The organism is Sphingopyxis sp. (genome assembly GCF_965279725.1).
GTDB lineage: Bacteria > Pseudomonadota > Alphaproteobacteria > Sphingomonadales > Sphingomonadaceae > Sphingopyxis.
This window is the reverse complement of record NZ_CBDIIL010000001.1, coordinates 336,470-348,953: the sequence shown is the minus strand read 5'-3', so window position 1 is coordinate 348,953 and position 12,484 is coordinate 336,470. Positions and strand designations below refer to the sequence as shown.

The following is a 12,484-nucleotide window of genomic DNA, read 5'->3' as shown; positions in this document are numbered from 1 at the left end:
CTTCGCCTAGTTATAGACACACGCATCCAGCCCGTCACGCCGCACCTGCCCGATGCGGCGCTGGATCGTGTTGCCATAGCGGCGGGTAAATCCCGATGGGCTGATCGCGGCGCGCTTTTTGGGCAGCGGCAGGATCGCCGCAATCCGTGCGGCTTCTGCGGGGGTCAGTTTGCCCGCGCCATGTTTGAAATACCGCTGCGCACCCGCCTCGACACCATAGGTACCGATGCCGGTCTCGGCGACGTTCAGATAGACTTCCATGATCCGCCGCTTGCCCCAGATTTTCTCGATCAGGAAAGTGAACCACACTTCGGGTACCTTGCGGACATAGCGCGTCCAGCCGCTTCCCTGCCACAGGAAGACATTCTTGGCGGTCTGCTGGCTAACCGTCGATCCGCCGCGTATCCGTTTGCCCTTGGCGTTGCGTTCGATGGCCTGTTCGATCGCTTCGGTGTCGAAACCGTTGTGAGTGCAGAATTTGCCATCCTCGGCCGCGATCACGGCGCGGACCATGTTACGGTCGATGGCCGACAAACTCGTCCAGTCCTTGGTGATCCCGCTGCTGTCGGCCAGCATGGTAAAGGTCACCGGCGGCGGCACCACCGCATAGAGCAGCACCCACAGCACCGAAATTGCGACGAACCACAGCAGCCATTTGAACGGCCGCAAATACCAGGGGAGCTTGCGGCGCTTGGCGCGCTTCTTGGTCGTGGTCGTCATCGTCCGGTTGGTATCGGACGTCGGGGTATCAGAACAAGGGTAATTCGACCGCGACGACTTCGCCCGTCTCCAGCCGCGCCTTGCCTGTCAGCCGCATATCCTTGTCGGGTTTCAGATCGACCAGCATTTCCTGGAAATTGCCGCCATCGACGACGACGATTGGCAACTGCATGGTCGTGCCCTGGCGCGTTATCGTGCCATAGGACCGGCGGCTGCTCGACCGCAGATTGAGCGCGCCGCTGTCGACATCGACGTCGCGGACTTCGAAAGAAAAGGACAGCAGGCGGCGCGACAGCGGGTCATTCTTGTCCCGATCGATGGGAGGCAGCGTCAGGCGGTCGAATTTGCGCTCGGCAAAGCGCAGCAAGGTCGCGCTCTGTTGCAGCGCGGGGTTGCCCGAGCCCATCATCGTCTCGATCATCCCGCGGTGGAGCGCAGTGTCTTCGGTCGCCGCATATAGCTCGCGCGCCGCCGCGACTCGCTCGCTGTCGCTGCCGTTGGCGATTGCGTCCTGAAATTGCAGCAACAGTTTCTGGCTTTGCGGCAATGGCAAAATCTTGGTCTGGATCGGCGCCAAGATCGGCAAGAACGCGACCGTCGCGCCGCGCTCGACGCCCGTATCTTTTGGTACGGCAAATTGCTGCAAGCCCCAGATCGTGCCCATGATCAGCGCGAAGATGCCGGTGTGAAACATGCCGCGCCGCGCGAAGGCGATGCGGCGCATCAAAAAGCACAGGACGAAGCCGGCGATGCCCGCTGCCATCAGCCACAGCGAATAATTGCCGATCGGGGTCGCCATGTCGCCGGCCAGGCCCAGGATCAGTGAAAAGCCCGACCAGGCGGCGAGCTTGTCGCCGCCGGCTTTGCTTTGGTTATCGGCCGCCGCAGCGACGGGTGTCGCCGCCGCCACGGTAGCGGTGCCACTTTCGGTGCTCATAGAATTCCCCCAATCCTCGGTAGAGCAGCAGGCGCCCCGGCCTGCCGCTCCCGTCTCATTTCCCCCACGAATTCAGCTTTTTGGTGGCTCGTCGTCCTTCTTGTCCTTGGCGGCGTCGATGGCGTCATTGGCTTTGGTGGCGGCGTCCTTCGCCGCTTCGCTCGCCCTGGCCGCCGCGACCTTCGCCGCGTCGGTGGCGTCGGCGGCGAGCGAGCGCATTTTCGCCTCGGCCTCGGCCTCCTTGCCGCTCATCACCAGCCACGCCATCACCGCCGCAGCGATCAGCGACAGCAGCGCGAGCCAATAGCCGAAGTGCCAATTGACTTGGATCATCGCCAGCGCGGCTTGATCCATGCTGCCGCTGGAGCCGTTTTTGGCAGCTTCGGCCATGATCGCGTCCTTACTGTAGCGATAGGTGCCGACGAAGATCAGCACGAACGCTGCGGCCGACGTGCCCAGCACCAGTTTCGCCGCTTCACGCCCCTTGGTAAACAGCAGGAACAGCCCGCCCGCGATGGCGAGCAGCGCGAGGATCAGCCACAGGTTCATCGATGCACCGTCACCGGCGCTGGCCGCCTGGCCCATCGCCGAGATGCGACCAAAGGCGAGGCCGAAGCCGCTCGCCTCGGCAATCTTTTGATCGGAACAGCTAACGGTCATCCATGGCAACAAAAACGCCAGCAGCGCGATGCCCTTGGGAATACGGATCCATTTCCACATGATATGTCCCCCTTCACTCAACCCGGCGAAGAGGCTAGCCGATTGCTCCCACGAGTCAAATCGCTGGGCCCCGGGATCAGTCGACGACGATCTTTCCGGTCATGCCGAGGCCGCTGTGCATGAAGTGAGAACAATGTGCCTTGTAGGTACCAGCCGTGGGGACGAGGGTCACATCGAGGCTTTTGCCCTTACCCAGCGAGACACGGCCGATTGCGCCGCCCACTTTGGCGCGGTTGGCGGCATCCATCGTCGCCGCGGCAAAGAATTCGGCAGCGGTGAAATCGTGGCCGCCCGATCCGTTGTTGACAAAATGGACCGTCGTGCTGTGCCCGGCTTGCAGGTGCAATGCTTCAGGCGTGAAGCTGAAGTTCGCGAGAACTACTTCCGCTTTCGCGACCGGTGTGGCCGCCGAAACGGGCACGGCGAGTGCCATGGTGACGACGGCAAGGAAAAGGAAACGCATCAGCTTACTCCTTCTGCCGGAACGCCGGCGTGTTCGCCCTGTCGCTGTGCCGCCCCGATTTTCCCTCAGGCGTTGATGAGGCGCCGGTCGCCCGCGAGCTTCAACATCGCCTTTTGCAGCTTTTCGAACGCGCGCACTTCGATCTGGCGGACGCGTTCGCGGCTGACGTCATAAACCTGGCTCAAATCTTCCAGCGTCTTTGGATCGTCGGTCAGGCGGCGTTCGGTCAGGATGTGACGTTCGCGTTCGTTGAGCGTTTCGAGCGCTTCATTAAGCAGCGAATGGCGCACATCGCGTTCCTGTGCCTCGGCGACGCGCTCGTCCTGCAACGGGCCTTCGTCGCCCAGCAGATCCTGCCACTGGCTGTCGCCATCCTCGCCCATCGGGACGTTCAGCGAGGTGTCGCCGCCCATCGCCATGCGGCGGTTCATGCTGGTGACCTCTTCCTCGGTGACGCCCAGGTCGGTCGCAATCTTGGTGAGATGCTCGGGTGACAGGTCGCCGTCTTCGAACGCCTCCAGATTGTTCTTCATCCGGCGCAGGTTGAAGAACAGCTTCTTCTGCGCCGCGGTGGTGCCCATTTTGACCAGGCTCCACGACCGCAGAATGAATTCCTGGATCGACGCACGAATCCACCACATTGCATAGGTGGCGAGACGGAAGCCGCGTTCGGGATCGAATTTCTTCACCCCCTGCATCAGACCGATATTGCCTTCGCTGATCAGCTCGCTGACCGGCAGCCCATAGCCGCGATAACCCATCGCGATCTTTGCCACGAGCCGCAGGTGCGAGGTGACGAGTTGTGCCGCAGCTTCATTGTCGCCATGCTCCTGAAAACGGCGCGCGAGCATATATTCCTGCTCGGGGGTCAGCAGCGGGAATTTGCGGATCTCCGACAGATAGCGATTCAGGCTGGCTTCGCCGCCGAGCGCTGGCACCGTTGCCGGAACATTGCTTTTGTTAGCCATTGGAGAGCGTCTTCCCTTTAGTATCTGGAGTCAGAATATGCCGCGGTTGCGTCCGGCGGTCGAGATAGATTTTTATTCGAAACCTAAACGCGCAATTCGTCGATCAGTTCCTGCATGTCGGCTGGGAGTTCGCTGTCGAGTGCGACGTTGTTACCGGTCACCGGATGAATAAAGCCCAAATGGGCGGCGTGCAATGCCTGCCGCACGAAATTGCGCGCTTTCAGCACCTCCGAAAGTGGCTTTCTGGCGCGTCCATAGACCGGGTCGCCGACCAGCGGATGGCCGATATGGGCCATGTGAACGCGCACCTGATGCGTGCGTCCGGTTTCCAGCCGACATTCGATCACGCTGGCATGCTGTAGCGGCTCGATCATGCGGTAATGCGTCACCGCGCGTTTGCCGCGATCGGCGGCGACCACCGCCATTTTTTTGCGATTGGTGTTCGACCGGCCGAGCGCCGCGTCGACGGTGCCGCCCACCGGCATCGGGCGCCCGGTGGCGATCGCGACATAGCGGCGGTCGATGCTGTGCGCGGCGAATTGCTTCGCCAACCCTTCGTGGGCGCGGTCGTGCTTGGCGGCGACGATCAGTCCGCTGGTGTCCTTGTCGATCCGGTGAACGATGCCTGGCCGGGCGACGCCCCCGATCCCTGACAACTGGCCGGCGCAATGATGCAGCAACGCGTTGACCATCGTCCCGTCGAAATTGCCCGCGGCGGGGTGGACGACCATGCCGGCCGGCTTGTCGATGACGATCAGATGCTCGTCCTCGAACGCGATGACCAAGCCCATGTCCTGCGCAATATTGCGCGCGGGCGACGCGATGGGGACGCGGACTTCGATCGTCGACGGGGTCGTTGCCTTCGCGGACGGGTCGCGCAGGATCTTCCCGCTGGCGGTGGCGACGCGGCCATCCTTGATCAGGGTCTTGACGCGCTCGCGCGACAGATCGGGCAATGCCTCGGCCAGCGCGCGGTCCAGCCGCAGTCCGGCGGCGCTATCGTCGAGCGTCACGGTCAAAATATTGTCATCCCCCTGCATTGATGAGGATGTGGTTCTGGCACGCCAAATTTCAAGATACGGCTTCCTTGGTTCCGTTCGTGTCGAGCGAAGTCGAGACACCGTGAAGGCACGCGCTGACGATGGGCATCTCGACTTCGCTCGATGCGAACGGAATGGGGGGAACGCGCTTGTCTAGCCAAAGTCCGTGCCTTAGGAGGCTTTCGCGAACCGGAAACGTCCGGTCTGCGGGGAGTTAACCAATCCATGTCCGACGATCGCGTCGATTTCGCCTCGATGCTGGCCTCGCGCCTGTGCCACGACCTGCTCAGCCCTGTCGGCGCTTTCGCCAACGGGCTTGAATTGCTCGCTGATGAAAAAGATCCGGCGATGCGGGCGCGCTGTTTCGAATTGCTCGAACAAAGCGCAAAGACGTCGGCGAACAAGCTGAAATTCTTTCGCCTCGCCTTTGGCTCGGCAGGCGGCTTTGGCGAACTGGTCCCGGCCGACGAGGCCAAATCGGCGATCCAGGGCATCATCGGCGATCGTGCGATCGACTTTAATTGGATGATCGGAGCCGAACCGATGCCCAAGCCGGCGGTCAAGATCATCCTCAACCTGTCGCTGCTGCTCGTCGATGCGCTGGTCCGCGGCGGACGGCTCGACATCGGCTGTGAAAATCAGGCGGATGGCATCGAAATTGCCCTGCATGTTGAGGCCGAAAGGATATTCCTCGACGCCGACGTCGAAACCATCCTGCGCGATGGCGAAGGCGCGACCGCGATGACCTCGCGCACCGCGCCGGCCGTGCTGGTGCAGGCCGTTGCGGCGCAAAATGGCGGCACGGTGATGCTCGCGCGCGAAACGCCGACATCCTTGCTGGTCGGAGCCGTTCTCCGCGGTCGCTAATTCTTCGGACGAGGCGCGCGCAATTTTCCTTTGCGCAGCCCCCCAGTACAACCCTCCATTAACCATTCTCGGCCATGGTGCAGCTTCAGTTTCTGGGGCGCACCGGTACCGTGATAGACGATCTACTGAACGACTTTCTGGCCGAAACGGCGGAAATCCTTGCCGAAGCCGGCGGGGCGATCGTGGCGTGGGAGTCTGATCCTGCCGACCGCGCCCAGCTCGATGCAATTTTTCGGCTCGTCCACACGATCAAGGGCAGCTCGGGCTTCCTCGCCTTGCCGCGAGTCACCGCCCTGTCGCACGCCGCAGAGGATGCACTCGATCAGGTGCGCCGCGGCAACCGTCCGGCGAATGCGGCGCTCGTCACCGGTGTCCTTGCCATTATCGACCGGCTGAACATGCTGTGCGCGGCGCTGGGCCGTGACGAAGCCGAGCCGGTCGGCGACGACCGAGACGTCATTGGTGCGCTTGCAGAGCGCGATTTATCCGGTGATGCGGCTTTGGAGGTGGCGGGCGTGCCGCTGCGCCGCGACGATGATCACCAGGCCGAACTGCAAAGCTGGCGATCGATCCGGGTGCCGCTGCCGCTGCTCGACAGCGTGATGACCGGGGTTACCGACATCGTCCTCGCCCGCAACGAATTTGCCCGGATGCTTCGCGAATCGGGCGCCAGCCCCACGGTGATCGCGTCGTTCGATCGTCTGTCCGATTCGATTGCCGGAATGCGGCAATCGGTCAGCCAGATGCGGATGCAGCGCATCGACAAGCTGTTCGCGCCGCTGCCACGTATCGTCCGCGACCTGGCGCAGGAGATGGGCAAGAAGATTGCGTTCCAGACCAGCGGCGGTGAAGTCGAACTCGACCGCGAGATGATGGAGAGTATCCGCGATCCGTTGATCCATATCGTGCGCAACGCTATCGATCATGGCGTTGAGGCGCTGGAGGACCGCGTCGCGGCCGGCAAGGACATTACCGCGACCATCGCGGTGTCGGCTCGTCAGTCGGGCAACCAGATCGAAATCGAAATCCGCGATGATGGGCGCGGGCTGTCGCCCGACGCGCTGGTCGCGAAGGCGATCGCATCGCGCGCGATCACCGCGATCGAAGCGCGCGCTCTGTCACCCAAGGACAAGCTCGAACTCATCCTCCGTCCCGGGTTCTCGACCGCAGCGAAGATCACTTCGGTGTCGGGGCGCGGGGTCGGCATGGATATCGTCAAGGCGAATGTCGAAAAGATCGGCGGCGTCGTCGAGCTGCGTAACGAAGAGGGCAGGGGTCTGACCATATTGCTCCGCGTGCCGATGACGCTGACGATCATTTCGGGGCTGATGGTCCGCGCGGCGGGGCAATATTTTGCCATTCCTCGCGGCGCGGTGCGCGAAATCCTGCTCGAAAACGGCGATACGGTGCGGATCGATCGCGTCGGCGGCGGCGAACTGGCGACGGTGCGCGGCGAACAATATCCGCTGCTGCGGCTTGAATCGGTGCTCGGACGCGAAGTCGGCGACGACGAGGATATCGATGACCGGGCGCTCGTCATCGTCCGGCCAAGGCAGGGACAAAGCTATGCGCTGAGCGTGGCGGCCATCCACGACCATGAAGAGCTGGTGATCAAGCCGGCGGCGCCGATGATCATGGCGACGGGTCTTTATGCCGGCACGACGCTTCCCGACAACGGGCGCCCCGTTTTGTTGCTCGACGTGCAAGGTCTGCTCGCCGCCGCAGCGATCGACGCCTCTGAGACAGGGCGCCGCCACGACCGCAGTGCCGAGGCCGAAGCCCAGGCGTCGGCGGCGCGCAATGCCGCGCAGCTGCTGCTGTTTCGCGACACGAACCAACGCGTCCGCGGCGTACGGCTGTCGGTCATCGAGCGGGTTGAAGAAGTTCCCGCATCGGCGCTGTTCGAAAGCGCGGGCCGGGTCCAGGCCCAGATCGGCGACGATATTTTCGTGGTCCATGCGGCAAGCCTGCCCGACACGCAGACGACCCAGAAGCTCCTGCGCCTCCACGACGGTCATACCGTGCTTTGTTATCCGATCGCCGAAGTGATCGACATCGTTCGCCTGCCGGACGCGGTGCAGCCGTCGGCGGCGCCGGGGTTGATTGCCGGTGTCGTGCTGGTCGGCGGTGATCCTGTCGAGCTGATCGATCCCTTCTGGCTGATGCAGCAATATGCGGCGCTGGGCGGCGCACCCGTCACCGACCAGCCGCTGTGCCGCCTGGCCGACGATCACGACGGTTGGGGTGACAATTTCCTGGCGCCGATCCTGCGCAACGCAGGTTACCGCGTCGTATCGGATGACGACGCCGTCGACGAGGCGCCCGACGTGTTGCTGTGCCTCACGGAAGATGGCGGGCTTTGCGCCCATATCGGCGACGATGTGCCGGTGATCCGTCTGCGCGCGTCGATCGCCGCAGCCGGACCCGATGACGAAACCGTCTATCGTTACGATCGTCAGGCGTTGCTCGATGCGCTAGCGCGGCGGGTCGGGGGAGGCCGCGAATGATGGAAAAACTCTATCTGGTGGCGCGCATTGCCGACACCCGCGTCGCGCTGCGCAGCCGTGCGATCTATTCGGTGGTGACGGTCGGCACCCCGGTCGAAGTCCCGGGCGCCCCGCCGCATGTCGCTGGCCTGTTCGCGCTGCGCAGCCGGGTGTTCACACTGATCGATCCGCATGTCGTCATCGGCCTGCCCGCCGTCCCCGTCGCACCGGGCCAGCGGGTGATCGTCGTCGATGTCGCCGATCATGGTTATGCGCTGCTCGCCGACGCAATCGAGGATGTCTGTTTCATCGACGCGCCTGAAACGCGGGTCGCGGGCAAATTGCTGCCAGGTTGGGCGCGGGTTGCCGATGCGATGATCGAGCATGAAGGCGCTTCGCTGCTGGTAGTCGATCCGTCGCATTTTATCACGCTGCCGATACTCAAAGCGGCGTGAGTTAACGGGCTGGACACTCCTTCGGATTAGCATGGCAAGAAATCTGGGGTTGCGGAGGTAATATGTTGAAATCTTGTCTGGTCGTCGATGACAGCAAAGTCATTCGCAAGGTCGCGCGCCATATTCTTGAAAGCATGTCCTTTGCCGTCGAAGAGGCGGCCGATGGACAGGAAGCGCTGACTTATTGCCGGGCCAATCGTCCCGATGTCATCCTGCTCGACTGGAACATGCCGGTGATGAGCGGAATGGAATTTTTGGGCGCGTTCAACGACCTGGATTATGGCCATGAAGAACGACCGCGGGTCGTCTTTTGCACCACCGAAAACAGCATCGACCATATCCGGGCGGCGATCGAAGCGGGCGCCGACGAATATGTCATGAAGCCGTTCGATCGCGAAACGCTGGAAGGAAAATTGCAGCTCGTCGGCGTCGCATAAGGCGATTTCGATGGCGCATCCCCAACCCCTAATTTCCGACCCCGAGCCATCAGCACGGACGGTCCGGGTGATGCTGGTCGACGACAGCCTGGTTGTCCGCAGTATCCTTGAACGGATCGTCGACCAGCATGCGGGTCTCGAGGTTTGCGCGTCGGTCGCTTCCGCGCACGACGCCCTCGCGTTTCTAGCGCGCGAACCTGTCGATGTCGTGGTGCTCGACATCGAAATGCCAGGGATGAACGGCATCGATGCGCTGCCGCATATCCTGAAGCGCGCCGCAAAGGCGCGGGTGCTAATCCTCTCGTCGAACTGCATCGAGGGCGGCCCGGCGGCGATCGAGGCGCTCGCGCTCGGTGCCAGCGACACGCTGGCCAAGCCCGGTCGCGGCAGCTTTTCGGGGCGCTTTGCCGAAGTGTTGACCGACCGGATCGTGACGCTGGGGCATCAACAGGATTTCCCGACGCCAATCCCGGCGGGCGAGCGCCGCCAGCCGGCGCCGGTCGCGGCGGTGGTCAATACCGCGCAGCCGCTCGAGTGCATCGCGGTCGCCGCATCGACGGGCGGAATCCCGGCGTTCGCCAATTTTCTTGCCAATCTCGATCCGCGGATCACCGCGCCGATCCTGCTGACGCAGCATCTTCCCGACGCCTTCATGGAATTTTACGCCAAACAGATCGCGACGATGACCGCCAGGCCGGTCAAGGTTGCACAGGCCGGGATGGTGGTTGAACGCGGCCATATCTATCTGGCGCCAGGCGATGCGCATATGCTGGTCGTCGCCAACGGCCGCCGGCATGAAATCGCGCTCGATCGCCGGGTTGTCGACAATGGGTGCTGCCCCTCGGCCGATCCGATGTTCGATTCGGTCGCCGATGTTTATGGCAAAAGCGGGGTCGCGGTCGTCCTGAGCGGCATGGGCCGTGACGGCGTGATCGGCGCTGCGCGATTGAAAGATGCGGGCGGGACGATTTTCGCGCAGGCGCCCGAAAGCTGTGTGATCTGGGGTATGCCCGGCGCGGTCGCCAAGGCCGGGATCGCCGCCGCGACGCTCAACCCCGACGCAATCGCGCTGATGCTCGGCGGCTTCCTGCCCGGGCGGCGCCAGCCATGATGGGGGGCAGCGCCAGCGAATCGGCGTATCGGGTGCTGATGGGCGTACTCGAATCGCGGACTGGTCAGACATTGTCGCCGAGCCGCATCTGGCGCATCGAAATGTCGCTGAAACCGGTGATGCAGCGGCACGGCATCGCCGATCTCGACGCGCTGGTGGCGGGGCTGGTCACGTCGAACAGCCGCCAGTTGCTCGACGACACGGTCGATGCGATGCTGAACAATGAAACCTATTTCTATCGCGAATACAGTTTATTCGATGACATAGCTGCGACAGTGCTTGAACAATTGCGCGAGATTAACAAGCTGCGTCGGCGGCTCACGATCTGGCATTGCGGCGTATCGACCGGGCAGGAGGCCTATTCGCTGGCCATGCTGATCGCCGAACAGGGCGAAAAATGGGCGGGCTGGCAGGTCGATATCGTCGGCACCGACGTCAGCTATCACGCGATCAGCCGCGCCCGCGTCGGCCTGTACAGCCAGTTCGAAATTCAGCGCGGGCTGCCGGTGCAGCGGATGGTGCGCTGGTTCGACCAGACCGAGGGTGGCTGGCTCGCCAAGGCGGATCTGCGCCGCCGCATCGATTTTTCGGTGCAGAATATGCTCACCGATCGGCCGCCGCTGGCGAGCTCGGCCGACCTGATCTTCTGCCGCAACCTGCTCCTCTATTTTTCGGCGCCGATGCGGCAAAAGGCGTTCGCGCGATTGCGCGCCATGGCGGCACCGCAAAGCTTCCTTGTCCTGGGCGCCGGCGAAACCGTGCTGGGCCAGACCGACCAGTTTGTCGCCAGCCCGCGCCTGCGGGGCCTTTACGAGCCCGCCGACCAGCAAGTGCGCCGCGCGGCGGCCTGACCTTGCATTTTGCGCCGTGCTGGCGCAGGTGAAGGGTCGTCCCGCACCGGGGCAGAGAAAGCATGGGCCGCGAACCGCATGAGCGATTTTATCGAACGCTGGTCACCCAATTTCGACGAGCGCGCGCTGCCTATATCGATGATCGTCCTGCACTATACCGGTATGAAGACCGGCGCCGCAGCGATTGATTGGCTTGCCAATCCCGAGGCGAAGGTGTCGGCGCATTATGTCGTCAGCGAGGACGGCCAGATCACCCATATGGTGGCCGAGGACAAGCGCGCGTGGCACGCTGGCCGATCGCACTGGCGCGGCGTCAGCGACATCAACTCGGCGAGCGTGGGGATCGAGATCGTCAATCCGGGGCATGAATTTGGCTATGTCCCGTTCCCCGACCCACAGGTCGCCTCGGTCGTTCGCCTGGTCCATATGATCAAGGATCGCTATTCGATCACCCGCGGCAATGTCGTCGGCCATTCGGACATCGCGCCGACCCGCAAACAGGATCCGGGTGAGCTATTCCCATGGGAAGAACTCGCACGCCGCCGCCTCGCGCTGCCGCGCCCGACGAAGAAGCTGACCGATCCGCTGTGGACCGACGCGGGGTTTCTGCTCGCGCTTGAACGCTTTGGTTATGACGTGACCGACGGGTTCGCCGCCACGGTGGCGTTTCAGCGTCGCTTTCGCCCCGAGCTGATCGATGGCACGATCTGCGGCGAATGCCGCGCGATCCTGCTGGCGCTGCTGCTCCCGCAGCCCGAGGGGAATTGAACGGCAGACATCCGCTGCACCCGCGGCAAAACGGCCCGTCGCCAAATCGCTCTTTTACAAATTCAGCTCTGCACGCGATCTTGAAACATTTGGTCGGTCATTGCCGGAAAAGCAGATAGGCGGCGACAAGCACGGCGATGACAGCGCCGCGCATGACCAAGCCTTTGCGCAGCGAATGGCCCTCAAGATAGAATTGCAAGTCCGACGGTATCGGCATCGGAAGCGTTGGCGAGACATCCGCCCCGCCTGTGTTGCCGACGGGAACCCAGCCGGCCATGTGAAAGGGCGCCGCTCCGATCAGCCTGACGAGCTGTCCCCGGGCTTCTTTGGCATCCGACTGTTTCAGGGCAAGCCGCAACATGTGAAAATGCGTTTTCACATGCGCCAAATACCAGCGCTGACCCAGAATATGGGCACGCTCCAGATGACGTTTGGTGAGGGCAATATCACCCGTCGCCTCGGCTGACCGCGCATAAGCCATTTCCGCGGCGAAGGCTGCTTTGACACCCAATTTCATACCAGACGCCTCCCGAGCGTGTCTGCCCGCTTACCACGACGATGGCCTGTCAAACGAGCGCCCAATGGAACTAGTGCATGAATGACGCGCAATCACCGATGGCCGCTTCTCACGATTGGCGGTCAAAAGCGGCCTGACCGCTAA

14 protein-coding genes are annotated in these 12,484 nt (G+C 62.9%); 7 read left to right on the top strand and 7 right to left on the bottom strand.

Annotated elements, in window-relative coordinates; translation table 11 throughout:
- Positions 1-6 precede the first annotated feature (6 nt).
- The 6 genes from mtgA to ACQY6T_RS01710 form a co-directional block, all read right to left on the bottom strand.
- Complete coding sequence (gene mtgA, locus ACQY6T_RS01735) at positions 7-720, bottom strand: monofunctional biosynthetic peptidoglycan transglycosylase (protein WP_428627698.1); 714 nt, start codon at positions 718-720, stop codon at positions 7-9.
- Between the two features lie 28 nt (positions 721-748).
- Positions 749-1,657 carry a hypothetical protein gene (locus ACQY6T_RS01730; RefSeq protein ID WP_428627696.1) on the bottom strand — a complete coding sequence of 303 codons (909 nt, stop codon included), beginning with the start codon at positions 1,655-1,657 and terminating at the stop codon, positions 749-751.
- Between the two features lie 72 nt (positions 1,658-1,729).
- Positions 1,730-2,377, bottom strand: a complete 648-nt coding sequence (locus ACQY6T_RS01725) for a hypothetical protein (protein ID WP_428627694.1) — start codon at positions 2,375-2,377, stop codon at positions 1,730-1,732.
- Positions 2,378-2,453: 76 nt separating this feature from the next.
- A complete protein-coding gene (locus ACQY6T_RS01720) occupies positions 2,454-2,840 on the bottom strand; it encodes a cupredoxin domain-containing protein (RefSeq protein WP_428627692.1) in 387 nt (128 codons plus the stop codon).
- Positions 2,841-2,905: 65 nt separating this feature from the next.
- Positions 2,906-3,808: an RNA polymerase sigma factor RpoH gene (gene rpoH / locus ACQY6T_RS01715; RefSeq protein WP_428627690.1), complete on the bottom strand. Its 903-nt coding sequence runs from the start codon at positions 3,806-3,808 to the stop codon at positions 2,906-2,908.
- An 83-nt stretch (positions 3,809-3,891) separates the two neighbouring features.
- Positions 3,892-4,848 carry an RluA family pseudouridine synthase gene (locus ACQY6T_RS01710; RefSeq protein ID WP_428627689.1) on the bottom strand — a complete coding sequence of 319 codons (957 nt, stop codon included), beginning with the start codon at positions 4,846-4,848 and terminating at the stop codon, positions 3,892-3,894.
- Positions 4,849-5,073: 225 nt separating this feature from the next.
- Between ACQY6T_RS01710 and ACQY6T_RS01705 the strand changes: the two genes are divergently transcribed.
- The 7 genes from ACQY6T_RS01705 (at position 5,074) to ACQY6T_RS01675 (ending at position 11,823) form a co-directional block, all read left to right on the top strand.
- Positions 5,074-5,715, top strand: a complete 642-nt coding sequence (locus tag ACQY6T_RS01705) for a histidine phosphotransferase family protein (protein ID WP_428627688.1) — start codon at positions 5,074-5,076, stop codon at positions 5,713-5,715.
- A gap of 74 nt (positions 5,716-5,789) precedes the next feature.
- Positions 5,790-8,222 (top strand): chemotaxis protein CheA, encoded by a 2,433-nt coding sequence (locus tag ACQY6T_RS01700; RefSeq protein ID WP_428627685.1) that lies wholly within the window; start codon positions 5,790-5,792, stop codon positions 8,220-8,222.
- Positions 8,219-8,656, top strand: coding sequence for a chemotaxis protein CheW (locus ACQY6T_RS01695; RefSeq protein ID WP_428627683.1), 438 nt, complete (start codon positions 8,219-8,221; stop codon positions 8,654-8,656). Before ACQY6T_RS01700 ends, ACQY6T_RS01695 begins: the two co-directional genes overlap by 4 nt.
- A 65-nt stretch (positions 8,657-8,721) precedes the next feature.
- Positions 8,722-9,093, top strand: coding sequence for a response regulator (locus ACQY6T_RS01690; RefSeq protein ID WP_428628810.1), 372 nt, complete (start codon positions 8,722-8,724; stop codon positions 9,091-9,093).
- A gap of 10 nt (positions 9,094-9,103) precedes the next feature.
- Positions 9,104-10,204, top strand: a complete 1,101-nt coding sequence (cheB, locus tag ACQY6T_RS01685; RefSeq protein ID WP_428627681.1) for a chemotaxis-specific protein-glutamate methyltransferase CheB — start codon at positions 9,104-9,106, stop codon at positions 10,202-10,204.
- A complete protein-coding gene (locus ACQY6T_RS01680) occupies positions 10,201-11,055 on the top strand; it encodes a CheR family methyltransferase (protein ID WP_428627678.1) in 855 nt (284 codons plus the stop codon). The genes cheB and ACQY6T_RS01680 overlap by 4 nt, the downstream gene beginning before the upstream one ends.
- Positions 11,056-11,133: 78 nt before the next feature.
- Positions 11,134-11,823: an N-acetylmuramoyl-L-alanine amidase gene (locus ACQY6T_RS01675; protein WP_428627676.1), complete on the top strand. Its 690-nt coding sequence runs from the start codon at positions 11,134-11,136 to the stop codon at positions 11,821-11,823.
- Positions 11,824-11,920: 97 nt separating this feature from the next.
- Here the strand turns inward: ACQY6T_RS01675 and ACQY6T_RS01670 are convergent, their stop codons facing one another.
- Positions 11,921-12,340 (bottom strand): DUF3703 domain-containing protein, encoded by a 420-nt coding sequence (locus ACQY6T_RS01670; RefSeq protein ID WP_428627674.1) that lies wholly within the window; start codon positions 12,338-12,340, stop codon positions 11,921-11,923.
- Between the last annotated feature and the right edge of the window lie 144 nt (positions 12,341-12,484).

Coding starts and splice junctions, on each gene's coding strand:
- ACQY6T_RS01700 (WP_428627685.1), top strand. CDS start 5,790: ATGGTGCAGCTTCAGTTTCTGGGGCGCACCGGTACCGTGATAGACGAT.
- rpoH (WP_428627690.1), bottom strand. CDS start 3,808: ATGGCTAACAAAAGCAATGTTCCGGCAACGGTGCCAGCGCTCGGCGGC.
- ACQY6T_RS01725 (WP_428627694.1), bottom strand. CDS start 2,377: ATGTGGAAATGGATCCGTATTCCCAAGGGCATCGCGCTGCTGGCGTTT.
- ACQY6T_RS01695 (WP_428627683.1), top strand. CDS start 8,219: ATGATGGAAAAACTCTATCTGGTGGCGCGCATTGCCGACACCCGCGTC.
- cheB (WP_428627681.1), top strand. CDS start 9,104: ATGGCGCATCCCCAACCCCTAATTTCCGACCCCGAGCCATCAGCACGG.
- ACQY6T_RS01675 (WP_428627676.1), top strand. CDS start 11,134: ATGAGCGATTTTATCGAACGCTGGTCACCCAATTTCGACGAGCGCGCG.
- mtgA (WP_428627698.1), bottom strand. CDS start 720: ATGACGACCACGACCAAGAAGCGCGCCAAGCGCCGCAAGCTCCCCTGG.
- ACQY6T_RS01720 (WP_428627692.1), bottom strand. CDS start 2,840: ATGCGTTTCCTTTTCCTTGCCGTCGTCACCATGGCACTCGCCGTGCCC.
- ACQY6T_RS01680 (WP_428627678.1), top strand. CDS start 10,201: ATGATGGGGGGCAGCGCCAGCGAATCGGCGTATCGGGTGCTGATGGGC.
- ACQY6T_RS01705 (WP_428627688.1), top strand. CDS start 5,074: ATGTCCGACGATCGCGTCGATTTCGCCTCGATGCTGGCCTCGCGCCTG.
- ACQY6T_RS01670 (WP_428627674.1), bottom strand. CDS start 12,340: ATGAAATTGGGTGTCAAAGCAGCCTTCGCCGCGGAAATGGCTTATGCG.
- ACQY6T_RS01710 (WP_428627689.1), bottom strand. CDS start 4,848: ATGCAGGGGGATGACAATATTTTGACCGTGACGCTCGACGATAGCGCC.
- ACQY6T_RS01730 (WP_428627696.1), bottom strand. CDS start 1,657: ATGAGCACCGAAAGTGGCACCGCTACCGTGGCGGCGGCGACACCCGTC.